This window comes from Reyranella sp. (genome assembly GCF_044224635.1).
Taxonomy (GTDB): domain Bacteria; phylum Pseudomonadota; class Alphaproteobacteria; order Reyranellales; family Reyranellaceae; genus Reyranella.
This window is the reverse complement of the sequence record NZ_JBGAKA010000005.1, coordinates 1-23,831: the sequence shown is the minus strand read 5'-3', so window position 1 is coordinate 23,831 and position 23,831 is coordinate 1. Positions and strand designations below refer to the sequence as shown.

At 67.3% G+C, this 23,831-nt stretch carries 18 protein-coding genes and 2 pseudogenes; 14 read left to right on the top strand and 6 right to left on the bottom strand.

Going from position 1 to position 23,831, the window contains the following annotated elements:
• Positions 1 to 14: 14 nt before the first annotated feature.
• Entirely contained in the window at positions 15 to 464 is a 450-nt protein-coding gene (locus ACILR9_RS06370) for a low molecular weight phosphatase family protein (RefSeq protein ID WP_395709066.1), read from the top strand.
• Positions 465 to 787: 323 nt separating this feature from the next.
• Positions 788 to 1,762: a Bug family tripartite tricarboxylate transporter substrate binding protein gene (locus ACILR9_RS06365; RefSeq protein ID WP_395709065.1), complete on the top strand. Its 975-nt coding sequence runs from the start codon at positions 788 to 790 to the stop codon at positions 1,760 to 1,762.
• A 3-nt stretch (positions 1,763 to 1,765) separates the two neighbouring features.
• Here ACILR9_RS06365 and ACILR9_RS06360 read toward each other — a convergent pair whose 3' ends face one another.
• The gene (locus ACILR9_RS06360) at positions 1,766 to 2,143 is read right to left on the bottom strand and encodes a RidA family protein (protein WP_395709064.1); all 378 of its coding nucleotides are present in this window, start codon (positions 2,141 to 2,143) and stop codon (positions 1,766 to 1,768) included.
• A 374-nt stretch (positions 2,144 to 2,517) separates the two neighbouring features.
• Here ACILR9_RS06360 and ACILR9_RS06355 point away from each other — a divergent pair.
• Together ACILR9_RS06355 and ACILR9_RS06350 are read left to right on the top strand one after the other, a co-directional pair.
• Positions 2,518 to 3,200: pseudogene (locus tag ACILR9_RS06355) on the top strand (MgtC/SapB family protein); the annotation flags it as partial.
• Positions 3,201 to 3,663: 463 nt separating this feature from the next.
• Complete coding sequence (locus tag ACILR9_RS06350; protein ID WP_395709063.1) at positions 3,664 to 4,173, top strand: GNAT family N-acetyltransferase; 510 nt, start codon at positions 3,664 to 3,666, stop codon at positions 4,171 to 4,173.
• A gap of 22 nt (positions 4,174 to 4,195) precedes the next feature.
• On the opposite strand, the gene ACILR9_RS06345 is transcribed toward ACILR9_RS06350, so the two are convergent.
• Both ACILR9_RS06345 and ACILR9_RS06340 read right to left on the bottom strand, forming a co-directional pair.
• On the bottom strand, positions 4,196 to 5,599 hold the full coding sequence (locus ACILR9_RS06345) for an MATE family efflux transporter (RefSeq protein ID WP_395709062.1): 1,404 nt from the start codon (positions 5,597 to 5,599) through the stop codon (positions 4,196 to 4,198).
• 89 nt (positions 5,600 to 5,688) lie between these two features.
• Entirely contained in the window at positions 5,689 to 5,928 is a 240-nt protein-coding gene (locus tag ACILR9_RS06340; protein WP_395709273.1) for an AraC family transcriptional regulator, read from the bottom strand.
• Between the two features lie 450 nt (positions 5,929 to 6,378).
• Between ACILR9_RS06340 and ACILR9_RS06335 the strand changes: the two genes are divergently transcribed.
• From ACILR9_RS06335 to ACILR9_RS06300, 8 genes are all read left to right on the top strand, one after another.
• Positions 6,379 to 7,551, top strand: coding sequence for a hypothetical protein (locus ACILR9_RS06335; protein WP_395709061.1), 1,173 nt, complete (start codon positions 6,379 to 6,381; stop codon positions 7,549 to 7,551).
• Positions 7,552 to 7,733: 182 nt separating this feature from the next.
• Positions 7,734 to 9,572, top strand: coding sequence for an AMP-binding protein (locus tag ACILR9_RS06330; RefSeq protein ID WP_395709060.1), 1,839 nt, complete (start codon positions 7,734 to 7,736; stop codon positions 9,570 to 9,572).
• A complete protein-coding gene (locus tag ACILR9_RS06325; protein ID WP_395709059.1) occupies positions 9,572 to 10,528 on the top strand; it encodes an ABC transporter permease in 957 nt (318 codons plus the stop codon). Before ACILR9_RS06330 ends, ACILR9_RS06325 begins: the two co-directional genes overlap by 1 nt.
• Positions 10,528 to 11,427: an ABC transporter permease gene (locus ACILR9_RS06320; RefSeq protein ID WP_395709058.1), complete on the top strand. Its 900-nt coding sequence runs from the start codon at positions 10,528 to 10,530 to the stop codon at positions 11,425 to 11,427. Before ACILR9_RS06325 ends, ACILR9_RS06320 begins: the two co-directional genes overlap by 1 nt.
• Before the next feature lie 40 nt (positions 11,428 to 11,467).
• Positions 11,468 to 13,177 carry an ABC transporter substrate-binding protein gene (locus tag ACILR9_RS06315; RefSeq protein ID WP_395709057.1) on the top strand — a complete coding sequence of 570 codons (1,710 nt, stop codon included), beginning with the start codon at positions 11,468 to 11,470 and terminating at the stop codon, positions 13,175 to 13,177.
• Between the two features lie 163 nt (positions 13,178 to 13,340).
• A complete protein-coding gene (locus ACILR9_RS06310; protein ID WP_395709056.1) occupies positions 13,341 to 15,038 on the top strand; it encodes an ABC transporter substrate-binding protein in 1,698 nt (565 codons plus the stop codon).
• A 4-nt stretch (positions 15,039 to 15,042) separates the two neighbouring features.
• Positions 15,043 to 16,047: an ABC transporter ATP-binding protein gene (locus ACILR9_RS06305; RefSeq protein ID WP_395709055.1), complete on the top strand. Its 1,005-nt coding sequence runs from the start codon at positions 15,043 to 15,045 to the stop codon at positions 16,045 to 16,047.
• Entirely contained in the window at positions 16,022 to 17,020 is a 999-nt protein-coding gene (locus tag ACILR9_RS06300; RefSeq protein WP_395709054.1) for an ABC transporter ATP-binding protein, read from the top strand. Before ACILR9_RS06305 ends, ACILR9_RS06300 begins: the two co-directional genes overlap by 26 nt.
• 1 nt (position 17,021) lies before the next feature.
• On the opposite strand, the gene ACILR9_RS06295 is transcribed toward ACILR9_RS06300, so the two are convergent.
• Positions 17,022 to 17,987 carry a Bug family tripartite tricarboxylate transporter substrate binding protein gene (locus ACILR9_RS06295; protein ID WP_395709053.1) on the bottom strand — a complete coding sequence of 322 codons (966 nt, stop codon included), beginning with the start codon at positions 17,985 to 17,987 and terminating at the stop codon, positions 17,022 to 17,024.
• 65 nt (positions 17,988 to 18,052) lie between these two features.
• On the opposite strand from ACILR9_RS06295, the gene ACILR9_RS06290 reads away from it, so the two are divergent.
• Positions 18,053 to 18,994, top strand: a complete 942-nt coding sequence (locus ACILR9_RS06290; RefSeq protein WP_395709052.1) for a glutathione S-transferase family protein — start codon at positions 18,053 to 18,055, stop codon at positions 18,992 to 18,994.
• Positions 18,995 to 19,052: 58 nt separating this feature from the next.
• Here the strand turns inward: ACILR9_RS06290 and ACILR9_RS06285 are convergent, their stop codons facing one another.
• Both ACILR9_RS06285 and ACILR9_RS06280 read right to left on the bottom strand, forming a co-directional pair.
• Positions 19,053 to 19,841: a hypothetical protein gene (locus ACILR9_RS06285; protein WP_395709051.1), complete on the bottom strand. Its 789-nt coding sequence runs from the start codon at positions 19,839 to 19,841 to the stop codon at positions 19,053 to 19,055.
• Between the two features lie 519 nt (positions 19,842 to 20,360).
• The gene (locus tag ACILR9_RS06280) at positions 20,361 to 22,016 is read right to left on the bottom strand and encodes a tetratricopeptide repeat protein (protein ID WP_395709050.1); all 1,656 of its coding nucleotides are present in this window, start codon (positions 22,014 to 22,016) and stop codon (positions 20,361 to 20,363) included.
• A 189-nt stretch (positions 22,017 to 22,205) separates the two neighbouring features.
• On the opposite strand from ACILR9_RS06280, the pseudogene ACILR9_RS06275 reads away from it, so the two are divergent.
• Positions 22,206 to 23,787: pseudogene (locus ACILR9_RS06275) on the top strand (YifB family Mg chelatase-like AAA ATPase).
• Positions 23,788 to 23,831 lie beyond the last annotated feature (44 nt).

Genomic DNA, 23,831 nt, shown 5'->3' with positions numbered 1-23,831 from the left:
GTCTAGGAGCCACCATGGGTCGCAAAGTCCTCTGTGTCTGTGTCGGTAACATCAGCCGCAGCCCGATGATGCAAGTGGTGCTTCAGCAGCATCTTGGCACCGCGTTCCTAGTCGAAAGTGCTGGCCTGACGAAGGAGCTGGCAGGACGCCCCGCCAACTACCGCTCGGTCGCGTGCATGAAGGAGCGTGGGGTCAATTTGAGCGGCCATGTCAGCCGCTGGATCGGGGACCTTGATCTCGGTCAGTACCGATGGATCGTTTGTGTCGGCCACGACGAGGCCGACAAGGTCCGTTCCGCTATGGGCGCCGACCTGGCGCACGTGATTGTCGCAAACGAACATCAAGGCGGCATTCCGGACCCCTATGAACTCGGCCTGGCCGGCTATCGAGACTGCCTGGCTCTTTTGGACCAGGTGATGCCGCAGGTCGCGCAGCAGATCAGGAGGAGCGAGCGGGGCGAGTAATGGCAGTAGCCATCCCGAAAATTCGAACTGAGACATTACCCAGCGTCCTTCACTGTTGCCGACCAAAGGGCGAAGGTTACTTCGCCCGAATCGAGACGCGGCCTCCTCATCCTGAGCAAGCTCCCCTCCTCGCCCTTCGAGACGCCGCGCTGTGCGCGGCTCCTCAGGGTGAGGAGGGGAGCGCGTCGAAGGGCAGGCCGCTCCTCAGGGTGAGGTCCCTTTGCATTTTAACGCCTATGGGGCACCTTCCCTGATTGCGGGGGAGGAGAATGAGTGGGCGTCCAAGCTCGAACGCCCTGCGCCGGGGAGGCCACGTCGATACCATGAGCTGCCATTTCATCCGTACCATGTTGACTGCCTGCTGCCTGGTGGCGCTCAGCGCCGCCGCGATGGCGCAGGCCTACCCGTCCCGCCCCGTCAGGATCGTGGTTCCGGTTCCGGCCGGCGGCTCCAACGACATCATTGCGCGCATGCTGGCGCAAAAGCTGTCGGACCTGAACGGCCAGCAGTTTCTCGTCGAGAATCGCGCCGGCGCCGGCGGCAATGTCGGCGCGGAGGTGGTCGCGGCCTCGGAGCCCGACGGCTACACCCTGTTGCTCTCGGCTCCACCGCCGCTCACCATCAACGCGGCGCTCTACAAGACCCTGCCGCTCGATCCCGTCAAGGCGTTCGCGCCGATCGCGCTGGTCGCGACCGTGCCGATCGTTCTCGTCGTGCATCCTTCGCTGCAGGCCAAGGATGTCCGGGAGCTCATCGCCCTTGCCAAGGCGCGGCCCGGCACCCTCAATTTCGGATCCTCGGGCAACGGATCGACCAATCATCTCACCGGCGAGTTGCTGAAGAGCGTCGCCGGCATCGACATCGTCCACGTGCCCTACAAGGGCGCGGCACCGGCGATGAACGACCTTGTCGCCGGGCATATCGCGATGATGTTCGACAACATGCCGGGCGTCCTGCAGCAGGTGCAGCGCAAGAGCATCAACGTCCTGGCGGTCGCCGGCGCCCGCCGCGCGGCAGCGCTGCCCGACGTTCCGACCGTCGCCGAATCCGGCCTCGCCGGGTTCGAGGTCTTCTCCTGGTTCGGCCTGGTGGCGCCGGCGAAGACACCGGCGCCGATCCTTGCCAAGCTGGAAAAGGACGTCGCCGCCATTCTCCAATCGCCGGATATGCAGAAGCGCCTCGCCGAAGTCGGCGCCGAGCCCGGCACGGTCTTCGGCGCGACATTCGGTCAGTTCCTCGCGGAGGACTCCGCGAAGTGGGCGAAGATCATCAAGGCTTCCGGCGCGAAGCTGGACTAGGCTCTAGGCCGGCAGCGCGGCCGTGATGATGATCTCGATCAGGTCGCCTTCCGGCATCACCGACTGCACGAAGGACCGGACCGGCCCGTAGCCCGCCGGCATCCAGCTCGCCCAGGCGTCGTCGAACGCCGGTTTGTTGTCGTGGTCGGTCACCACGATCTCGGCCTTGACGATGCGGGTGCGGTCGAGACCGGCCTCCTTCAGGTATGTATCGATGACCCCAAGCGCCCCCAGCGTCTGGACGCGAATGTCCCGGGTGCGGTCGGGCGATACCGCCACGGCCCACAGGAAGCCGCCGCCGCCCGGCAGGCGATAGATTGCCACCGACGATTTGGCGGGAAATTTCTTGTTCGGAACGCGGGTGATGTCGGATGTGCTCATGTTACCTGCAGGGGTTCAGACGTGGCGGCCTCGGACTAAAGGCGGCGAGGCTTACGCCTAGTCGAACGGCGGCCCGTCATCAATCCGTAGACGGCTCGCGATCCGCAGGGCATTCGCGTACGGCCAAAATTCCATCATTCCGAGCGAAGCCGCCCCAAAGGGCGGCGCAGTCGAGGGACCTTATCTTGTTGAAGCGACAACAAGAAAGGTCCCTCTGCTGCGCTCGGTTTCGGTCGGGAAGACGGCGTTATTGCCGTATGCAGATGCCCTGCCGCATGAGCCACGGAAGCGCGCTTCCCGCGAACGTCATGAATGCGTAACGTTCCTGCGGGTAGGACGGCCCGATGATCCTCGACCTCGCCGCGCTGCCCCTGATGGCCCTGAAGCTTGTTGTTGCCCTGTTGCTCGGCTCGGCGATCGGCTTCGAGCGGCAGTGGAACCAGAAGATGGCGGGACTGCGCACCAATGCCCTCGTGGGGCTGGGCGCGTGCGGTTTCGTCGCCTTCTCCGGGCTGGTCGGCGAGGGCGATCCGACGCGCGTCGCCGGGCAGGTGGTGACCGGCATCGGCTTCCTGGGCGCCGGGGTCATCCTGCGCGAGGGCATCAACGTGCACGGGCTGAACACGGCTGCGACGCTGTGGTGCTCGGCCATGGTCGGCACGCTGGTCGGCGGCGGCTTGTTCGGGCCGGGCACCCTGGCGGCGGCTTTCGTGATCGTCGTCAACTTCGCGCTGCGGCCGATCGTGTCGAGGCTCAACCGCCGCCTGCTTGCCGCGACCAACGCCGAGACCTGGTATCGCATCGAGATCACCTGCCGCGGCAGCGAGGAGGCGCACATGCGCGCGCTGCTGTTGCAGTCGCTGACCCAGGCCGGGCTCGGCCTGCGCCGGATCGACAGCGAGGACATTCCCGACACGTCGAAGGTGACCGTCACCGCCCAGGCAGTCGCCGGCAAGCGCACCGACCAGGCGCTGGAACAGATCGTTGGCCGGCTGAGTCTCGAACCGACCGTCTCCGGCGCCACTTGGCAGGTCGACCGCTCGATTCCGGAGGCCTAGAGCATGATTGGCTTACGTGGCGCCAACTCGGCTCCATTCTGCCGTGCCGACGCGCAATCGCCCGTGCGCCGGGGGCAAGCAGTTCCGATTGCATGGATAGTGGCGGCAGAGGCGAACCAGCGCGGCAGGCCGGCGTTCCGCTTCGCCGTATCCCGAAGCAGCATGCGGCAGATCGAGCGCTCGATCGCGAGCCGTGAACCCCGTGCAATTGATTGCACGGATATTGGCAGCAGACGCAAGCCAGCAAGGCAGGCCAGCGTTCCGCGTCGCCGTTTCCTGCGGTAGGAGAGAGGCGACGTGCGACGCGTGCCAACGAGAGAGAGAGAGGCGCTGTGACCAACTTGCTGATGCAATCCGAAGCGACCGACGTAAGCGTGCGTCAGCACGCGTTCTTGCGTCAGTGCCAAGTTATTGATTCCAAAGTCCACTGACGCACTGACGCAACGGACGCAAGAATTGACCATGAACATCCCACAGCGCGTCGCTCCCGACGACAAGCCCATCGAAGGGCTGCGCCGCGCCGTCACCGCCGACGCACCGGCGATCCGCGCGCTGACCCGGCTCGCTTATGCCAAGTGGGTTCCAGTCGCCGGCCGCGAGCCGTTGCCGATGCGCGCTGACTACGAGGCGGCGCTGCGCGATCATCGCATCGACCTCCTTTACAAGGAGGGCGAGCTGGCGGCGTTGATCGAGACCGTGGCCGAGACCGACCACCTCCTGATCGAGAACGTCGCCGTGTCGCCTGCCTTCCAGGGCCAGGGCCTCGGCCGCACGCTGGTCGCTCACGCCGAGCGACTGGCGGTCGCGGCGGGCTACGGCGAGGTGCGCCTCTACACCAACAAGCTTTTTGCCGCGAACGTCACGCTCTACCAGCGCCTGGGCTATCGGATCGACCGCGAGGAGGTGCTGAACAGCGGCACCGCCGTCCATATGAGCAGACGCCTCGCTTCCCCGGATCGCGCCGGCGCCTGACGCTCGAGCCTTCTTGTCCTGGTCACGACAGGGACGTGGCGGTGCCCGGCGCGGTGCCTACGGGCCGCGGCAATCTAGAGATTGCCCGCCCGAACCTCACCGTGAGCAGCGTGACGGCGAAGACGAAGGCGAGTGTGATGCCGAGCCAAACTCCTGTGCCGCCGAGCCCCAGGGGAAAGGCGAACAGGACGGCGCCGCCGAGGCCGGCACCCCAATAGATCAGCATGACGAACCACAGGACGCTGTTGGTGTCGCGCAGGCCGCGCAGGATGCTCGCCATGACGATGACGAGACCTGACAGGAGCTGGGTGATCGCGCACAACCGGAAGAAGCCGCGCGCTGCCGTGATCACCTCCTGGTCGGCGGCCGAATTGGTTCCCAAGGTGAGCAGAACCAGCCCGCTCGAGCCGATCATCAGCACGATGCCGATGGCGATCGACAGCGCGAAGCCGATCACCAGCGAGACCAGCACGGCCTGCCGCAAGGTCGCGAAGTCACGCTGCCCCATCAGGGCGGCGACGCGCGCCATCGCGGCCTGGGAGATGCCGATGGGAATCATCAGCGCGATGTTGAGCCACAGCAGGACGATGCCGTGGGCGGCGAGCGCGGCCTTGCCGAAGGTGCCCATCAGCACGCTCGACCCGGTGAACAGCAGCGTCTCGGTGAAGAAGATCGCGCCGACGGGGATGCCGAGCCGGAGTGCCTCGCGCATCGCCAGGCCGGTATGCCGGTTCAGGACGCCCGGCGGGACATGCCGCGAGCGGGCCGCTGCCGTCATCAGCAGACCAAGCATCAGCCAGTTGGTCATGGCAATCGTGATGCCGATCGCGGTCATGCCGTCGAGCCCGAATCGGCCGCCGGCCAGGAACAGGTTGGAGGCCAGATTGAAGGCCGTGCCGGCAATGATGATCGCGTTCAGCCAGCGAAGGTCGTTCGCCGCGATCAGGAAGAAGCGGAGCGCGATCGCCACGATGCCCGGCAGGTATCCCGGCAGCAGGGCATGGATAAAGCGTCGCGCCTCCGCCAGCACGGCCGGATCCTGCCCGGCGCGTGCGAGGCACCACGGCACGCCGGCCATGATCACGGTCGCCCCGAGGCCCATCGCGACGGCGATCACCAAGCCGCCGCGCACGGTGCGCGCGGCTGCCTGGAGGTCCTTCGCGCCCAGGCTGGCGCTCAGCTGCGGGATCAGGCCCTGCATCACGCCGAGCGCGGTGATGAACAGCAGCAGCCCGATGCTGCCGACCACGCCGCCCGCCGCGAGGGGAGCGACGCCGAGCTGGCCGGTCATCGTCACCGTCACGAAGGGAATGGCGAGCTGGGCGAGCTGATTGACGGCGAGAATCGTCCCGGAGCGCCCGAGGTGCCGTGCTTCCTGCCGCCACGCCGCGGGCGACTGGTCGCGCGCGCTTTCAGAGCAGGACATTCGTATATGGGCGGGCTTTTCATTCTCCTCCCCGGCTTCGCTGGGGAGGTGCCCCGTCATGCGGGGCGGAGGGGTCATGGGGTCACGACTCATGGCTCCTCCGTCGCCGTAGAACGGCGACAACTCCCCAGCGAAGCTGGGGAGGAGAGCAAGGGAGAGGGCCGGCCGGGGAGGCGGAGCTCGCACCGCACCGCACGGACCCCGCCGGACGATGTCTCGCCGGTGATGGAGGCGAAGACACGATGAAAATGGAACGGCGACAACGCCGCGACCGCGGCCAGCTTGTCGAGCGTGAGGTCCTCGGAGAGGTGGGCCTGCACGCAGTCCATGTTGCGGTTGACCCGCCGCTCGTGCTCGCGGCGATGCGAGGAACGCGGCCGATGCGGCTCCGGGTTGCCTTTGCGGCGTGCCCTCACCGTCGTTGCCGACCCACGACTAAGCAACTGCATTGCCGAATTGTAGAACCGCGCGTCACCCGATTGAAGTCTGCGACGCCGAGGTCGCCGGCCAGGGGCTCCAGCCGAAGGCTCAGCGAACCCTCCCGCTCAGCGTTCGGGTGGCGATGTTGATCACGCCGCCGAGGAGTGCCCTTACCCGGTGGCTCGATCTTGATCACGTGGGCGCCGCAATCGCCCGGCACGGTCGCGCGGCGACCGGGCAGGCAATGAGGCTCGTCAGGTCGACCCCCGGAGGCCCGCAAAGGGCAATTTCCCGCGCATTGATGTTTTCCCGCCAAACCCTTACACCGCAGCCTACTTCTGTGGGGCATTCCTAGGTCAATGGCCGGCGTCGGTCGAAATCTCTGGCTTGCGGCCGCGATGGCCGGCGTGCTGGCGGCAGCCGCCATGCTGCTGCCGTCCGCGTTGTGGACCTGCCTGGTGGCGGCCCTGCTTGGGTTGACCGGTGTCGTGCTGTTCCGCGGCAACCGTTGGCGTAGCGGCGCCCTGCTGGTCGGGGCCGTGGCGCTGGGCCTCGCCCTGCTCGACGGCTTCGCCGGGCTGCTGACGCCGACGCCCATGGGCCAGGGGCTGGTGCGCCTGACCGAGCCGCGCTGGTGGCCACAGCCCAACCCGATCATGGGCTTCCGGCCCTTGCCCAACTCCGAGGCGATCGCGACGGCGACCTGGAACGGAGAGATGATCTACCGTCGGACCTATCATTTCGATGCCGAGGCGGCGCGGGTGACGCCGACGGCGCCGGCCGATGCCGACACCTACCTGTTCCTGGGCGATTCGTTCATATTCGGCCAGGGGCTGGTGGACGAGGAATCACTGGCGGCGCAGTTCGCCAAGGCCAACAACTACAAGGTGCGGGGGGTCAATCTCGGCGTGCCGGGCTATGGCCCGAACCACCTGCTGCGCCTGTTCGACAGCGGCCTGCTCGACCGCTACGCCAAGCATCCGGTGAAGGCGGTGGTGACCTGGATCATCCCGGCCCAGCTCGCCCGCGTCACCGGCGACGGCTCCTGGCTCGGCTCCTCGCCGCGCTACGTGCTGGAGAACGGCGTGCTGCGCCACACCGGCTCGTTCAACGAATACCGCCTGCTCAACCCGATCGCCGGCGCCCGCTATCTGCTGGGCGAGCAGTTCGCCTTCGTCGATGCGATCGGGCGCAAGCAGCGCCAGGACGAGCAGATGGAGCTGTTCGTCGCGATCCTGTCCCGCCTGCAGCAGTATGCGCGCGAGAAGTTCAACGCACCCCTGATCGTGGTCTATTCCTGGCCGGACGAGCACGCCAATGCAGGCTCGTGGGGCGGCGCCGGGATTGACCAGAAGGAGCTCGTCTCAGTTCTGAGCCGGCTGCGCCGCGAGGGAATGCCGCTGCTCGCCGTCGACCGCCTGACCTGGATGTACGACGTCTCGAAGCTCCTCATTCCGCACGACGGCCATCCCAACGCCTTCAGCAACGAGCTGATCGCCGGCGAGCTGAAGAAGCGGCTGATCGGGTCTTAAGCTCGCAAATTTTCACCGGTTTCTGGGGGCTTCCGAGTGACTTCCGTCTGGACCGGCGGGCGCGCCGGCGGTTCGGAAGAGCATGAGCAGCCTTGCGCCGCGCCTGCAATCCCGGCAGCCTGAGCCCAACGAGTCCCGTACAGGGCGGGCAGGGGCTGAGAGGTTCGGGAGGGATCGAGCGGGTGAGTCACGTCGCCCCCATGCGCGTGCTTAACCGGCCCAAGCCGGCGGTTTCGGTCGAGCGGCGCGCGGATGGCACGCTGGTGCTGACGGCCGGGCGTGAGTTGCCGGCCGATCTGCCGCTGATCATCGACCTGTTGCAGCGCGCCGCGCTGCGCCGGCCCGACGTCACTTTCCTCGCCGAGCGGCGCGGACCCGACCGGGCGTGGCAGCGGCTGACCTATGCCGCGGCGTGGGCCAGGAGCGGCGCCGTCGCCTCCTGGCTGATTGCCCAGGGCTTCGGACCGGGCGGCGCTCCGATCGCGATCCTGTCGGACAACAGCCTCGAGTACGCACTGCTGATGCTAGGCGCCCAGCGCGCCGGCGCGCTGGTGGCGCCGCTGTCGCCCAACCTGTCGCGCTCGGCCGACCCGGCGCGGCTCGAGCAGGCGCTGGCGCTGATCGAGCCGGCGCTGGTGTTCGCCCAGGACTCGCAGGTCTATGGCGCCGCTCTCAGGTGCGTCGCGGCGCGCGGCGCCCGCGTCGTCACGGTCGATGGCCGCTATGACGACGGCCGCGGGCTCGCCTTCGGCGCGCTGGCCACCGCCTCGATCGATGCCGCGGTGGCCGAGCGCCGGCTGCATCTCGGGCCGGACACGCCGGCCAAGATTCTGTTCACGTCAGGCTCGACCGGCCAGCCCAAGGGCGTGCTGAACACCCACGGCAATCTCGCCGCTGCTACCGAGATGAACCGCTCGCTGGGCGAGCCGCTCGACGAGAACCGGGTCGGCGTCTCGCTCGACTGGCTGCCGTGGCATCACGCCTGGGGCGGCAACTCCAACTTCAACGGCGTCATCCGCTCGACCGGCTCGCTCTACATCGATGGCGGCCTGCCGCTGCCGGGCCGCTTCGACGAGACGCTGGAGAACCTGCGCGAGCTCTCGCCGTCGGGCTTCGCCACCGTGCCGGCGGCCTATCCGATGCTGCTCGAGGCGCTCGAGCGCGACGCCGACCTGCGCCAGAAATTCTTCAAGAACCTGCGCGGGCTCGGTTACGGCGGGGCGCTCCTGCCGCAGGAAAGCTTCGACCGGCTGCAGGCGCTGGCGGTCGGCCAGCTCGGCGAGCGCCTGCCGTTCGGCTGCGGCTGGGGCATGACCGAGACCACCAGCGTGGGCCTGATGGTCTACTGGAACGTCGACCGCTCGGGCCTGCTTGGCCTGCCGCCGCCCAGTGCGGCGGCCAAGCTGGTGCCGGCGTGTGATCGCTACGAGCTGCGCGTAAAAGGTCCGCACGTCATGGCGGGCTACTATCGCGATCCGGCGGCGACGCAGGCGGCGTTCGACGAGGAAGGCTTCTTCCGTACCGGCGACGCGGCGCGCTGGGTCGATCAGGACAATCCGGTCGCCGGCATCGCCTTCGCCGGCCGACTGTCCGAGGAGTTCAAGCTGGCGTCGGGCACCTGGGTGCGTGCCACCACGCTGCGCACCCGGCTGATCGATGCGCTGCAGCCTTATGTCCGCGACCTGGTGATCGCGGCCCCCGACCGGCCGTTTCTCGGCGCTCTGCTGTGGCTCGACGCGACGGCCTGTGCCGAGGCTGGCGGCCCCACGGCCTGGCGGCCGGCGCTGCAGCGCCTGCTCGCCGCCTTCAACGGCCGGCCAGAGGGCCGCAGCGGCGGATCGAGCCTCAGCGTGCAGCGCCTGCTGGTGGTCGACGAGCCGCCGTCGGCCGAGGCCGGCGAGGTCACCGACAAGCGCTCGCTCAACAGCCGGCGCATCCTCGAGCGGCGCGCCGCCGACGTGGCGCGTCTTTATGCCGAGCTTGTCGATCGGGAGGTCATCGTGACAGGAGGAGGCGCCTGATGCAGGCCTACATCGTCCGACGCCTGCTGGCGCTGGTGCCGACCCTGTTCTTCGCCAGCGTCATCGTGTTCGTGACGGTCCGCCTGATCCCCGGCGACATCATCGACCTGATGCTGTCGCAGAACGACATCGCCGCCGCCAAGATGGGCCGCGAGCAGCTCGAGAAGGCGCTCGGCCTCGACCAGCCGATGTGGCTGCAGTACGGGCGCTGGATCGGCGGCATCCTGCTCGAGGGCAATTTCGGCAAGTCGCTGTGGCAGAGCACGCCGGTTGCCGAGCAGCTGATGGCCCGCCTGCCGATCACCTTCGAGCTCGGCGCCATGGCGCTGATCGTCGGCCTGATGGTCGCCATTCCGATCGGCGTCTACTCGGCGGTCCGCCAGGACAGCGGCGGCGACTACGTGGCGCGCTCCTTCTCGATCCTGATGCTGGCCGTGCCGAGCTTCTGGATCGGCACCATGGTGATGGTGTTCCCGTCGATCTGGTGGGGCTGGTCGCCGCCCATCCAGTTCGTGGCCTTCAGCAAGGATCCGCTGGCCAATCTCAGCCAGATGGTGATCCCGGCGATCATCCTGGGACTCGCCTTGTCGGCGCTCACCATGCGGCTCACCCGTACCATGATGCTCGAGGTGCTGCGGCAGGATTACATCCGCACCGCCTGGGCCAAGGGCCTGGGCGAGAAGCTGGTGGTGGCGCGCCACGCCCTGCGCAACGCCCTGATCCCGGTCGTCACCCTGATCGGCCTGCAGGCGCCTTTGCTGATCGGCGGCGCCGTCATCATGGAGCAGATCTTCGTCATTCCCGGCATGGGCCTGCTGCTGCTCGATGCGGTGAGCCAGCGCGACTATCCGGTGATCACCGGGGTGTTCCTGATCGTGGGCGTGGCGGTGATGATCATCAACCTGCTGGTCGATCTCAGCTACGGCCTGCTCGATCCCAAGGTGAGGTACCGCTGATGGCCTCGATCGCCGACATCTCGCCGGCCACCGCACCGCGCCGCCGCCGCGGACCGGTCCTGCATTTCATCGGCCGGCTGTTCCGCGAGAAGCCGCTCGGTGCGATCTGCGCCATCATCTTCGTGGCGTTCCTGCTGGTCGGCATCTTCGCCGATGTGCTGGCGCCCTACGCCTACAACAAGATCAGCCCGCTCAACCGGCTGAAGCCGCCGTCGCTGCAGTTCCCGTTCGGCACCGACAATCTCGGCCGTGACATGCTCTCGCGCTGCATCTACGGCGCCCAGCTCTCGGTCATCATCGGCTTCTGCGCCGCCGGGCTGGCCACCGTGATCTCGATCATCCTGGGCGTGGTGTCGGGTTATCTCGGCGGCAGATTCGACCTCGTCCTGCAGCGCTTCGTCGATGCCTGGATGAGCTTCCCCGACCTCATCATCCTGATTGTCGTGGTCTCGGTGGTCGGCCCCGGCATGCCGCAGATCATCGTCACCCTGGGCTTGCTGCTGGGCATCGCCGGCAGCCGCATCATCCGTGGCGCCGTGGTCTCGGTGCGCGAGAACATGTACGTGCATGCCGCCCAGTCGACCGGCGCGTCGACGTTGCGCATCCTGTGGCGCCACATCCTGCCCAATGTCATGGCGCCGGTGATCGTGCTGTTCACCACTCGCGTCGGCACGGTGATCCTGGCCGAATCGGGCCTGTCCTTCCTCGGGCTCGGCGTGCCGCCGCCGGCGCCGACCTGGGGCGGTCTGCTGTCGGGCAGCGGCCGCACCTTCATGCTGCAGGGACCGTGGCTCGCCCTGGCGCCCGGCCTCTGCCTCACCGTCGTGGTCTACGCCACCAACATGTTCGGCGACGCGCTGCGCGATCTGCTCGATCCGCGCATGCGCGGCTCGCGCTGATCCAAAAAAGACAATCAACGATGAACAGACGGAGGAAACCATGTCGATGCGAAAGTGGACACGCGGTCTCGTCGCCGGGGTCGCCGGCTTGGCGTTGGCCGGCTGGGTGGGGGGCGGCGCCGCCGAGGCGCAGCAAAAGCCGCAATATGGCGGCACCCTGGAAGTGGCGACCTGGTTCGCCACCCTGTCGGCGCTGTCGTGGGATCCCTACGACTGGAACTGGAAGCTCAACCACGACACCGGCCAGTTCTACGAGCAGCTGGTTGCCGGCGACCTCGACAAGAGCGTCAGGAAGGGCGGCAAGTACGCCTACATCATCGACGCCTTCCTGGCGCCCGACTCCCAGCGCGGCGAGCTGGCCGAGAAGTGGGAATGGAGCGACGACCCGCTGTCGGTGACCTTCCACCTGCGCAAGGGCATCATGTATCCCGACAAGCCCGGCGTGATGAAGTCGCGCGAGTTCGTCGCCGACGACGTGGTGTTCAGCTTCAACCGCATGCGGTCGAGCCCCAAGAACATCGCCACCTACTACGATTTCCTCGACAGGGTCGAGGCCAAGGACAGGCACACCGTCGTCTTCCACTTCAAGGAGTTCAACGCCGAGTGGGACTACCGCATCGCCTGGGGCTTCTACACCCCGGTCGTTCCCAAGGAGGTGATCGACGCCGGCCCCGCCAACTGGAAGAACGTCAACGGCACCGGGCCGTTCATGCTGACCGACTTCGTGCAGGGCAACTCCAACACCTACTCGAAGAATCCGGTCTACTGGGACAAGGAGAAGCTCGACGGCGTCGAGTACAAGATCCCGTTCGTCGACAAGCTGGTCTATCGCACCATCAAGGACGAGACGACCCAGCATGCCGCGCTGCGCACCGCCAAGATCGACATCCTGGAATCGATCAACGCGCGCTACGTGCCCGAGCTGAAGAAGAGCGCGCCGGCCCTGAGATGGAACAAGCGCCTGCATGTGCTCGGCACCTACGTCGCGCTGCGCAACGACGTCAGGCCGTTCGACGACATCCGCGTGCGGCGCGCCATGAACCTGGCGGTCAACAGGAAGGAGATCATCGAGGCGCACTACCAGGGCGAGGCCGAGCTGTTCGCCTTCCCGATGCATCCTGACTGGACAGGCTACTACGAGACGCTCGACAAGCTGCCGCCGGAAGCCCGGGAGCTTTTCGAGTACAATCCCGAGAAGGCCAAGAAGCTGCTGGCCGAGGCCGGCTATCCCAAGGGCTTCACCTTCCCCATGGAGTACTGCGCCTGCGCACCCGACCATGTCGACCTGGCGCCGCTGCTCGTCGCCTACTTCGAGGCGATCGGCGTCAAGGCCGAGCTGAAGCCGATGGAGTATTCGGCGTTCCTCTCGGCGATGACGACCAAGAAGCATTCGGCCGGCTACTTCATGTCGCAGAGCCACACGAATCCCACGACCTCGATCCGCAAGCAGTTCGTGACGGGCCAGACCTGGAACCCGTCGATGCACACGGACGCGGAGTTCGATGCCAAGATGGACGAGGTCTACAGGACCAAGGACGAGGCCAAGCGCCAGGTCCTGCTGCGCGAGCTGACGGCGCGCGCCGTGGCCGATGCGCCCTATGTCTGGCTGCCGACGCAGTACGTCTACTCGGCATGGTGGCCGTGGGTGAAGAACTACAACGGCGAGCTCAGCGTCGGCTCGATCCGGCCGGGCCCGATCTATGCCCGCATCTGGCTCGACCAGGAGATGAAGAGGAAGATGGGCTACTAGCGAGTTATTCCTCCCCACGCAGTGGGGAGGTGCCCCGTCATACGGGGCGGAGGGGTCATAAGTGTCAGTGGTGGTGCTCATGACCCCTCCGTCGCCGTAGGACGGCGACACCTCCCCAACGAAGTTGGGGAGGACGATGAATCTGATAGCGAGGAGGATGCGTATGCGCAGGTTGGGCAAGGTGCTGTTGGGTGCGGCGGCAGCATTGGGGTTGGCGATGATGCCGGTTCTGGCGGAAACGCCGGAGAAGCCTAGATACGGCGGCACGCTCGAGATCGGCACCGTCTACGTGACGCTCTCGGCCCTGTCGTTCGATCCGGCCGACTGGAACTGGAAGCTCAACCACGACACCGGCGCGGTCTACGAGCAGCTGTTCGCTGCCGACCTGTCGAAGAGCGTGCGCAATGGCGGCAAGCATCCGTTCTACGCCGACGCGTGGCTGGCGACCGATGCGATCCGCGGCGAGCTGGCGGAGAGCTGGAAGTGGGACGAAAACCCCACGCGCGTCACGATCAAGCTGCGTCAGGGAATCATGTTCCCCGACAAGCCGGGCGTCATGAAGTCGCGCGAGCTGGTCGCCGAGGACGTGGTGTTCTCGTACAACCGGCTGAACAACAGCCCGAAGAAGATCGCCGGCTACTTCGACCATGTCGACAAGGTCGAGGCGACCGACAAGTACACCGTGGTCTTCACCTTCAAGGGCTTCCACGCCGAATGGGACTACCGTTTCGGCTGGGGCTACTACTCGCCGATCGTGCCGAAGGAAGTGGCCGAGGCGGGCGCCGCCAACTGGAAGAACATCAACGGCACCGGGCCGTTCATGCTGAGCGACTTCGTGCAGGGCAGCATGAACGTCTACAGCAGAAACCCGATCTACTGGGACAAGGACAAGATCGGCGGCGAGGAGTACAAGCTGCCGTTCGTCGACAAGGTCGTCTATCGCACCATCAAGGACGAGGCGACCTTCCTGACCGCGCTGCGCACCGCCAAGCTCGACATGCTGGAGAGCATCCGGTGGAGCGCGGCCGACGACCTCAAGAAGTCGACGCCGCAGCTCAAATGGTCGAAATGGCTCAACATGTCGGGCACGTTCCTGTCGATGCGCGTCGACACCAAGCCGTTCGACGACATCCGCGTGCGCCGCGCGCTCAACATGGCGGTCGACAAGCAGGAGATCGTGAAGGCCTACTACGGCGGCAACGCCGAGCTGTTCGCCTATCCGCAGCATCCCGACTATCTCGGCTACTTCGAGACGCTCGACGCCATGCCGCCTTCGGTCAAGGAGCTGTTCACCTTCAACCCGGACAAGGCGAAGAAGCTGCTGGCCGAGGCCGGCTATCCAAAGGGCTTCAGCTTCAAGGTCCAGGTCTGCTCGTGCAATCCGGACCACATGGACCTGCTGCCGCTGGTCGCCGCCTATCTCGAGGCGGTCGGCGTCAAGCTCGAGATCCAGCCCATGGAGTACGCGGCTTTCCTGTCGGCGATGACGACCAAGACCAACGCGCCGGGCTACTTCATGAACAACGGCCACACCAACCCGACGACGACCTTGCGCAAGAGCTTCGTCACCAAGGAGGTGTGGAACCCCTCTCAGTACAGCGATCCGGCATTCGACGCCAAGATCGCCGAGATGTACCGCGAGCCCGACGAGAGCAAGCGCCAGGCGATGGCCAAGGAGCTGACGCGCGAGATCCTCGACAAGGCGCCCTACATCTGGCTGCCGACGCCCTACATCTATACGGCGTGGTGGCCGTGGGTGAAGAACTACGGCGGCGAGCTGCGCGCCGGCGCGGTACGGCCGGGCCCGATCTATGCCCGCATGTGGGTCGACCAGGAGCTGAAGAAGAAGATGGGCTACTAGGCCCATGGTCCCTCCGGTCCAGCGCGCACCGCTGCTCAGCGTGCGCAACCTGTCGACGCGCTTCCGCACCGAGCGCGGCACGGTGCGGGCGGTCGACGGGGTGTCGTTCGACCTCGCCGCCGGCGAGACGCTGGCCATCGTCGGCGAATCGGGCTCGGGCAAGAGCGTCACCGCGCTCTCCATCCTGCGCCTGATCCCCGATCCGCCGGGCCGCATCGAGGACGGCGAGATCGTGTTCGACGGCAAGGATCTCCTGAAGCTCAGCGACGAGGAGATCCGCGCCATCCGTGGCGATCGCATCGCCATGATCTTCCAGGAGCCGATGAGCTCGCTCAATCCGGCGCTCACCGTCGGCCTGCAGGTTGGCGAGCCGATCAACCTGCATCGCAAGACGCCGTGGGCGGCCGCCCTCGACAAGGCCGCCGAGCTCCTGGGCAAGGTGCGCATTCCCGACGGCCGCAGCCGGCTCTCCTCCTATCCGCACCAATATTCGGGCGGCATGCGCCAGCGCGTCATGATCGCCATGGCGCTCGCCTGCCAGCCGCAGCTCATCATCGCCGACGAGCCGACCACGGCGCTCGACGTCACGGTGCAGGCGCAGATCCTGGCGCTGCTCAAGGAGCTGACGCGCGAGGCCAACTCGGCGATGATCCTGATCACCCACGATCTCGGCGTGGTGGCGCGCTACGCCGACCGCGTCGTGGTGATGTATGGCGGCCGCATCGTCGAGACCGCGCCGGCGCGCCAGCTCTACAGGACGCCGCGCCATCCCTACACCCGGGGCCTGATGGCGTCGGTGCCGCGGCTCGATGGCGACACGGACCGGCCGCTGGTGCCGATCGAGGGCCAGCCGCCCGACCTCGCCACCCTGCCGCCGGGCTGCGCCTTCGCCCCGCGCTGCCGCCATGCCGTCGAGCGCTGCCGTGCCGAGCGGCCGCCGCTGGTCGAGAGCGCCCCCAACCATTTCTCCGCCTGCCTGTTCCATGACCGACTCGCCGTCGCCGCCTGAAACGGTCCTCAAGGTCGAGGACCTGAAAGTCCACTTTCCGGTCACGGCGGGCGTCGTCGTGCGTCGCCAGGCCGGCACGGTGAAAGCCGTCGACGGCGTGAGCTTCACGGTGCGGCGCGGCGAGACGCTCGGCCTGGTGGGCGAATCGGGCTGCGGCAAGTCGACGACCGGGCTCGCCGTGCTGCGCATGCTCGACATCACGTCAGGCAAGGTCGAGTTCGAGGGCGAGGACATCACGCGCCACGACCGCGCGCGCATGCGGCCGATCCGCCGCAAGATGCAGATGGTCTACCAGGATCCCTACGGCTCCCTGAACCCGCGCATGAAGGTGGCCGACATCGTCGGCGAGCCGCTGGTCGTGCACGGCCTGGCCGACGACGGGCCGCGCTACCGCGCGCGCGTCGCCGATCTGCTGTCGATGGTCGGCCTGCTGCCCGACATGGCCGAGCGCTATCCGCACGAGTTCTCGGGCGGCCAGCGCCAGCGCATCGGCATCGCCCGCGCCATGGCGCTTGAGCCCAGCCTGCTGATCTGCGACGAGCCGGTGTCGGCGCTCGACGTGTCGATCCAGGCGCAGGTCGTGAACCTGTTCATGGAGCTGCAGGACCGGCTCGGCCTCACCTACATCTTCATCGCCCACGACCTGTCGGTGGTACGCCACATCAGCGACCGTATCGCCGTGATGTATCTCGGCCGCATCGTCGAGGTCGCCACCCGCGACCAGCTCTACAAGGACCCGCTGCACCCCTACACCCAGGCGCTGCTGGCGGCCGTGCCGATCGCCGATCCCGAGCTCGAGGCCGAGCGTGGCCAGCAGATCATCACCGGCGAGATTCCGAGCGCGCTGCGCCCGCCGCCCGGCTGCCGCTTCCACACCCGTTGCCCCAGGGCGATGGACGCCTGCAGGTCGGTGGATCCGCCGATGCGCGACAAGGGCGGCGGCCGCGCCGTGGCGTGCCACCTGTACGATTGAGCTACCCGGCCTGGATGCCGCGCTTGCTCACGACGTCGGCCCAGCGGTCGCGGTCGTGCGCCACGATCTCACCCAGCGCCTGCGGGGTGGAGGTCACCGGGATCAGGCCCTGCGCTTCGAATACGCGGCGTGCGTCGGGTGTTTCCAGCACGGCGCCGATGTCGCGATTGAGACGATCGATCAGGTCGGCCGGCGTGCCCTTGGGGGCGAAGAAGCCGTACCACATGTCGACATCGATGCCTTTCAGCCCGCTTTCGCTCAAGGTCGGTACGTCGGGCAGCTGCGCCAGCCGGCGCTGGCTGCCGGCGGCAATCGCCTTCAGCTTGCCGCCGCGGACGTGCTGGGCAGCGACATGGATGGGCAGGAACATGTAGTTGATCTGGCCGCCCAGCAGGTCCTGCAGGGCGCCCGCTGTCCCCTTGTAGGGGACGTGCACCAGCTCGATCGCCATCGTCGTTTCGACCAGGGCCATCGACAGGTGATGCGGCGTGCCGACCCCCGGGCTGCCGTAGGTCAGGATCTTGGGCGCGGCCCGCGCCGCGGCTTCGAGCTCGGCGAGCGTGGCGGGCACTTGGCCGGGATGGGAGACCAGCACCAGCGAGCCCAGCGCCGTGAGGCCGATCGGCGCGAAATCGGCCACCGGATCGTAGGGCAAATTCTTGAACAGGCTGGCGTTCATCACCAGCGTGCTGACCTGGGACAGGAGCGTGTAGCCGTCCGGCTTGGCACGCGCGACCTGCTGGGTGCCGATGTTGCCGCTCGCGCCGGCGACATTCTCGACCACGATCGGCTGGCCGAGCTTTGGCGACAGACGGTCGTCGATGAAACGGGCGATGATGTCCGGACCGGTACCCGGCGTGAAGGGCACCACGATCTTGATCGGCTGGTCGGGCCACGCCCATGCCTCGGCCGACGGGAGCGCGGCCATCAGGCTGGCAGTTGCGGACAGGAAATGGCGGCGGCGCATGGCGCCATTCAAGGCCGCGCTGCGCGCGTTGACAAGCCCGGGCGAGGTGGCGACGGTGTCGAGCCATGACGGACATCATCCTCCACCACTATGCCGTGTCGCCGTTCGCCGAGAAGGCGCGCATCGCCCTCGGGCTGAAGCGCGCGGCGTGGCAGTCGGTCGACATTCCCAGCATCATGCCCAAGCCCGACCTGATGCCGCTGACCGGCGGCTATCGCAAGACGCCGGTGATGCAGATCGGCGCCGACGCCTACTGCGACACCCAGCTGATCATGATGGAGCTCGAGCGCCGCCTGCCGACGCCCAGCTTCCTGCCCAAGGGGCGCGAAGGCGAGGCGCGGGCGCTGGCGCTGTGGATCGACCGCTCGATCTTCGGTCCCGCGGTCGGCGTGGTGATGAGCCAGGTGCCGGTCGACGAGCGTTTCGGCCCGGCCTTCAAGAAGGACCGCAGCGAGTTCTCCGGCCGCAATTTCGACCCCGAGCGGCTGCGCGCGGCGCTGCCCATCGTGCGCGACCAGACCTATGCGCTGATGTCGCTCGCCGAGACCATGCTCGTCGACGGCCGGCCGTTCCTGCTGGGTGATGCGGCCTCGCTTCCCGATTGCGCGCTCTACAATCCGGTGTGGTTCATCCAGCAGCAGGTCGGCCCGACGGCGAGCCCGCTCGACCGCCTGCCGCGCATCGTTGCCTGGGCCGAGCGCATGACCGCAGCCGGCAAGGGCGGCACGCGACGCGAGCTCGCGGCGAGCGATGCGCTTGCCATCGCCAAGGCGGCGAAGCCCGAGCCGACAAGCGTCGCCGCCGACGATCCCAGCGGACTGAAAGCCGGCCAGATCCTGAGCGTCACGCCCGACGATACCGGCCGGGTGCCGGTGACCGGCAGCCTGGTCGGCCTGACGGCCGACCGCATCTCGCTTGCCCGCCACGACGAGCGCGTGGGCGACGTCGTCGTCCATTTCCCGCGCGCCGGCTTCTTCGCGGCGCCGGCTCAGGGCGCAGCCGATTGAGACCGGATGAATGGCGCACCGCGCGAGTCACGCAATAGCCGGCGAGACATCGAGTGGTTCACCATTCAAATCCAATCGTATCCTTGTCATCGAAGGGCCACTCCCTCTCCAGCTTGAACTCGTGGAGGCTGACAACCTTGAACTCCACAGGTCTTGCCCCGAAGTAGGTGCGAAATCTGATCTCTCGATCGTGTACGGCTGGCATGATCCGGTATGCCCCGCTCTCGGAGTACAACCTGAGCTCCATGCCCACCGAAATGACGGTCCCATAATATCGCCACATCGTATCCGGATACCGCGTCCTGCGATAGGCGATGTGAACAGCCTTGGGTCTCTCGAGGTGATTGCTGGAAAAAGTAGCTCTCAGCAGACCGTAGTGATCCTCTTTCCACTCATTGGCGTTGGAGAAGGTGCTGTCATGCCAGTCGTGGCCAAAGTACATCTTTGCCAGACGCGAAGAAGGCCAATGTTCATTTGGCTTATATAGCTCGAAAAGAGGTCCGATAGAATCCATGACAAGTTGAGTCGAATAGATCAATTGTCGGACCTTGGTGAAACTGGAGAAGTATCCAAGTTTCTCGTAGTCGAGAACCGCAAGTGGATCGACGTCGAGAAGTCCACATAGCGCGAGCAGTTTGTATCTGTTCTCGGGACCCTTGACCGGAACGCCTTGTGACATCCAGCGATATATGCTCGATCGTTGCTTGGGGCGAGGAAAGTCAGGAGAGTCGTCAGCCTTTTTCTCCCAGTCAGCCGCCAGTTGGGTAAAGCCGCCGTACTGATCGTTGACCAGCTTGACGACCAGGTCCTGTCTCAAAAAAATTGTCGATTTTGAGAATCCTCTCATTCCTGCCGCTCTCCGTCGGACGACTTTTGTCGTGTCTTCCGCCCACAATCACGACTGTCATTGGATTGCCAATGATGACCCGAACGACCCTGAAGGAGAAGGACAATGTCCGTTAAACATGGAACGACCAGCTCTTGTGGCCTTACCCGCGATGTCACGTGGGATTCCGAAACCGGCAAGTCCACGCGCCAGAGCGAAAGCGCCGGCACCCACGTGGACAACGGCACTCATTCGAGCATGGATGGCGCCAAGGCCGAGGGAGCCAGGGACATCGACCGGGGCCCCCGCAGCCATGGAGACACGAGCTATCGCGGCTCGTAAAGAGCCTCCCGCAAAGGGATGGAAGGGCCCCCGGTGACGGGGGCCTTTTCATGTGCCCGTCGCGACTGGAGCCGATTGTGGGGAAGCGTGCGGCGCCGGCCGCGGTGCTGGCGGTTGGCGGGGATCAGGCGGCAGCGAGGATCTCGGAATGGGTTTCGGCAGTCCAGGTCTATGACGGCAGGTTGTCAGTCCCGAGGCTCATGCAGCCGTCCGCAGCCGGCAGAAGCACGACGCCTTGATCGGCACGTCGGCCCACGCGGTGGCGATGTCGAGGCGCTGCTTCACCATGCGCGCCTCGGCGTGCTTGCCGAGCCGCACCAGGCATTCGTGCAGGCCATGCAGGCTCCAGACATTCTCCGGATGCTGGCAGGCGCGCGGCAGGGTGCCGCCCAGCCCGAGGTCGGCGCGGTAGATCTCCTCGGCGCGCTCGACATGACCCTGCTCGAGCAGCAGGGCGCCCAGCGCGTGGCGCGTCGGCTGCATCCAGCCCCACGGCTCGTCGTAGGGCAGGGTGTCGTCGAGCTCGACCGACCTCGCGAGATGGGCGAAGGCCTGGTCGAACCGGCCCTTGCGGTAGGCGATCTCGCCCAGAAGCATCTCGGCGGCGACCGCCAGGATGTCGCGGCAGGTGTTGTTGAACAGGTAGCGCGAGGGCGGCACGCGGGCGTAGGCGGCGTCGAAGGCGCGGGCCTCGTGCTCGGCCGCCGCCACGTCGCCGCTCGCGGCATGGGCGACGGCGCGGGCGTAGTGGGTCATCGCCGTGGTGACCGCGTAGAGATCGCGGTCCGCCGGCAGCTTCATGGCGAGGATGTCGGCCCAGCGGCCGAAGCGGATCAGCACGTGCAGCTTCATCGGCACGAAGCCTTCGAGCCAGTCGGCCATCGGCGGCGACTCGATGCGCAAGAGGTCCTCGGGCAGGCTGGCGATCAGGTCATCGGCCGCCTCGAGGGCCGGCTGCAGCTGGCCGAGGAACATCGCGCCGTAGATCCTGAAGTGGAAATCGTGGCAGCGATAGAGGGTGTAGAAATTGGTGGCGCCCGCGCGGGCGACGTACTTGCGGTCGGCGACGATGGCGTGGCCGTTGCCGTCGATCACGCTCTTGTACAGCCCGCAGAGGACGTCGATGTGCGTCGCCATGTGCACCAGATGGCCGGCGTCGGGGACGAGGCCGCGCAATGCATCGGCGGCGCGGAGCGCGCTCTGCGGCTCGGACGACATCTCCATCAGATGGACGTAGAGGTGCAGCAGGCCGGGATGCGCCATGCCGCCCGGGCGGGCGATCGCCCGTTCGAGCACCGCCCTGGCCTCGAGCGTGTCGGCGCCGTCGGCCGGCTTGCCCGTCCTGATGTCCCAGAGCTGCCAGGGCGTGCGGTTCATCAGCGCTTCGGCGAACAGCGCCGCCACGTCGGGATCGTCGCGATGGGCGCGATGGACCGCGCGCAGGCGCTCGGCGTAGCGGTCGTTCCAGTCCGGCGTGACGGCAGCGGGATCGTCCGACGGGTAGCGCTCGGCCAGCGGCGCGATCAGGGCCTGCTCGACCGGGCTCGCCGTGCTCGCAAGGGCCAGCGCCTGCCGGGTCGCCGTGCGGGCGCGCTGCAGCGACTGCTCGAGGTCGACGGGATCGAACGCCTTCCATTGCTTGTTGTAGTTCGGCCCGGCAGCATAGGCGATGCCCCAATGGGCCATCGCACAGGAGGGGTCGGCCTCGGCGGCCCTGGCGAAGCAGCGCACCGCCTCCTCGTGGTTGAAGCCGTAGCACCAGACCAGGCCGCGATCGAACCATGCCTGGGCCTCCGCCGAGCCTGTCGTGACGGGCCGGCTGTAGGAGCCGAGATCGTAGTCGTAGACGGCCATGAAAATCCTCCCCGCAAGCGCGGCGCATCAACCCGGACGGACGGTATCGCCGGCGATCATCGCGGTAAACGGCCCCGGCGCCGTCGCCGCGACAGCATCCGTCTGTCATTGCAGAATACAACTTTAAGACGATTTACTTAATTCATCAACGTTCATAGATTGTTCTCCGCATACACCGGGGGGAACATCATGCAAGCCAGGGTCAGGACCGTGTCGTTCCAGGGTATCGACGTCCTGCCGATCGATGTCCAGGTGCTGGTGGCGCCCGGCAATCTCGGTTTCGCCCTGGTCGGCCTTGCCGACAAGGCGGTCGGCGAAAGCCGGGAGCGGGTGCGGGCCGCCTTCCGGGCGCTCGGCCTGGCGCTGCCGCCGCTGCGCATCACCGTCAACCTCTCGCCCGCCGATCTCGCCAAGGAAGGCAGCCACTACGACCTGCCGATCGCGGTCGGCCTGCTCGCCGCGCTGGGCGTGGTCGCGCGCGAGAGCATCGAGAACCATGTCGTGCTGGGCGAGCTGGCCCTCGACGGCGCGCTGATGCGCGTGCCCGGCGTCCTGCCCGCGGCGATCGCCGCCCGGGCGGCGGGGCGCGGCGTGATCTGTCCAGCGGTTTGCGGGGGCGAGGCCGCGTGGGGCGGCTTCGAGTCCGCGAACGAGGCCGGCGCCGTCCCCCGCGGCGCCGGCCTCGAGCCGCCGCGGATCATCGCCGCGCCGTCGCTGCTCGCCCTGATCAACCATCTCGGCGGCAAGCAGATCCTGCCGCCACCGCAGGCCCTGATGGAGCCGGATCGCGCGCACTATCCCGACCTCGCCGAGATCAAGGGCCAGGAGACGGCCAAGCGGGTGCTCGAGGTCGCCGCCGCCGGCGGCCACAACCTCTTGATGATCGGTCCGCCGGGTTCGGGCAAGTCGATGCTGGCGGCGCGCCTGCCCGGCATCCTGCCGCCGCTTGAGGCGGAGGAGGCGCTGGAAGCATCGATGGTGCGCTCCCTGGCCGGCGATCTCGGCGAGGGCCGGCTGAGCCGCCGCCGCACCTTCCGCGATCCGCACCATTCGGCGACCCTGCAGGCCCTGGTCGGTGGTGGCCTGCGCCCCCGGCCCGGCGAGGTGTCGCTCGCCCACCATGGCGTGCTCTTCCTCGATGAGCTGCCGGAGTTCAACCGCGCCGCCCTGGAGGCCCTGCGCCAGCCGGATCGCGGCGATGAACCCGTGCCGTTGCGGCCATCTGATGGAAGCGAGCCGGGCTTGCGGTCGGGCGCCGCGCTGCGGCCTCGACTACCAGGGCAAGCTTTCCGGTCCGCTGCTCGACCGCATCGACCTCACCGTCGACGTGCCGCCGGTTGCGGCGTCCGACCTCGCCTTGCCGCCGCCTGGCGAGTCCTCGGCCGAGGTTGCCCAGCGCGTGGCTGCGGCGCGCGCCGTGCAGCGCGAGCGGCTGGCCGCGCTCGAGCGCAAGGGCAAGCTCGTCACGGTCGAGCCCGATCAGACGGCTGGCCTCCTGTCGGAGCGCGCGCGCCACTGGTCCAAGCCGCGCTGCAATGCCGACACCGATGGCGCGCTGCTCGCGGCGATCGCCGAGCCCGACGCCGACGGCCGTGCCCTGCTGGCCCGTGCCGCCGACCGGCTCGGCCTGTCGGCCCGCGCCTGGCATCGCACGCTGCGGGTCGCCCGCACCTTGGCCGATCTCGACGGCTCCGACGCGGTGCGCCGCCTGCACATCGCCGAGGCGCTGAGCTACCGGCGCAGCGAGCCGCGCCAGGCGGTGGCGGCGTAGGTCGTCGCCGACTATTTCTGGCTGGCGCCCAGCGGCGGCCTGCC

What these genes read in the sequence shown, in the direction of transcription:
- ACILR9_RS06370 (WP_395709066.1), top strand. Translation starts at nt 15, where the DNA reads ATGGGTCGCAAAGTCCTCTGTGTCTGTGTCGGTAACATCAGCCGCAGC.
- ACILR9_RS06365 (WP_395709065.1), top strand. Translation starts at nt 788, where the DNA reads ATGAGCTGCCATTTCATCCGTACCATGTTGACTGCCTGCTGCCTGGTG.
- ACILR9_RS06360 (WP_395709064.1), bottom strand. Translation starts at nt 2,143, where the DNA reads ATGAGCACATCCGACATCACCCGCGTTCCGAACAAGAAATTTCCCGCC.
- ACILR9_RS06350 (WP_395709063.1), top strand. Translation starts at nt 3,664, where the DNA reads ATGAACATCCCACAGCGCGTCGCTCCCGACGACAAGCCCATCGAAGGG.
- ACILR9_RS06345 (WP_395709062.1), bottom strand. Translation starts at nt 5,599, where the DNA reads ATGTCCTGCTCTGAAAGCGCGCGCGACCAGTCGCCCGCGGCGTGGCGG.
- ACILR9_RS06340 (WP_395709273.1), bottom strand. Translation starts at nt 5,928, where the DNA reads ATGGACTGCGTGCAGGCCCACCTCTCCGAGGACCTCACGCTCGACAAG.
- ACILR9_RS06335 (WP_395709061.1), top strand. Translation starts at nt 6,379, where the DNA reads ATGGCCGGCGTCGGTCGAAATCTCTGGCTTGCGGCCGCGATGGCCGGC.
- ACILR9_RS06325 (WP_395709059.1), top strand. Translation starts at nt 9,572, where the DNA reads ATGCAGGCCTACATCGTCCGACGCCTGCTGGCGCTGGTGCCGACCCTG.
- ACILR9_RS06320 (WP_395709058.1), top strand. Translation starts at nt 10,528, where the DNA reads ATGGCCTCGATCGCCGACATCTCGCCGGCCACCGCACCGCGCCGCCGC.
- ACILR9_RS06315 (WP_395709057.1), top strand. Translation starts at nt 11,468, where the DNA reads ATGTCGATGCGAAAGTGGACACGCGGTCTCGTCGCCGGGGTCGCCGGC.
- ACILR9_RS06310 (WP_395709056.1), top strand. Translation starts at nt 13,341, where the DNA reads ATGCGCAGGTTGGGCAAGGTGCTGTTGGGTGCGGCGGCAGCATTGGGG.
- ACILR9_RS06305 (WP_395709055.1), top strand. Translation starts at nt 15,043, where the DNA reads ATGGTCCCTCCGGTCCAGCGCGCACCGCTGCTCAGCGTGCGCAACCTG.
- ACILR9_RS06300 (WP_395709054.1), top strand. Translation starts at nt 16,022, where the DNA reads ATGACCGACTCGCCGTCGCCGCCTGAAACGGTCCTCAAGGTCGAGGAC.
- ACILR9_RS06295 (WP_395709053.1), bottom strand. Translation starts at nt 17,987, where the DNA reads ATGCGCCGCCGCCATTTCCTGTCCGCAACTGCCAGCCTGATGGCCGCG.
- ACILR9_RS06290 (WP_395709052.1), top strand. Translation starts at nt 18,053, where the DNA reads ATGACGGACATCATCCTCCACCACTATGCCGTGTCGCCGTTCGCCGAG.
- ACILR9_RS06285 (WP_395709051.1), bottom strand. Translation starts at nt 19,841, where the DNA reads ATGAGAGGATTCTCAAAATCGACAATTTTTTTGAGACAGGACCTGGTC.
- ACILR9_RS06280 (WP_395709050.1), bottom strand. Translation starts at nt 22,016, where the DNA reads ATGGCCGTCTACGACTACGATCTCGGCTCCTACAGCCGGCCCGTCACG.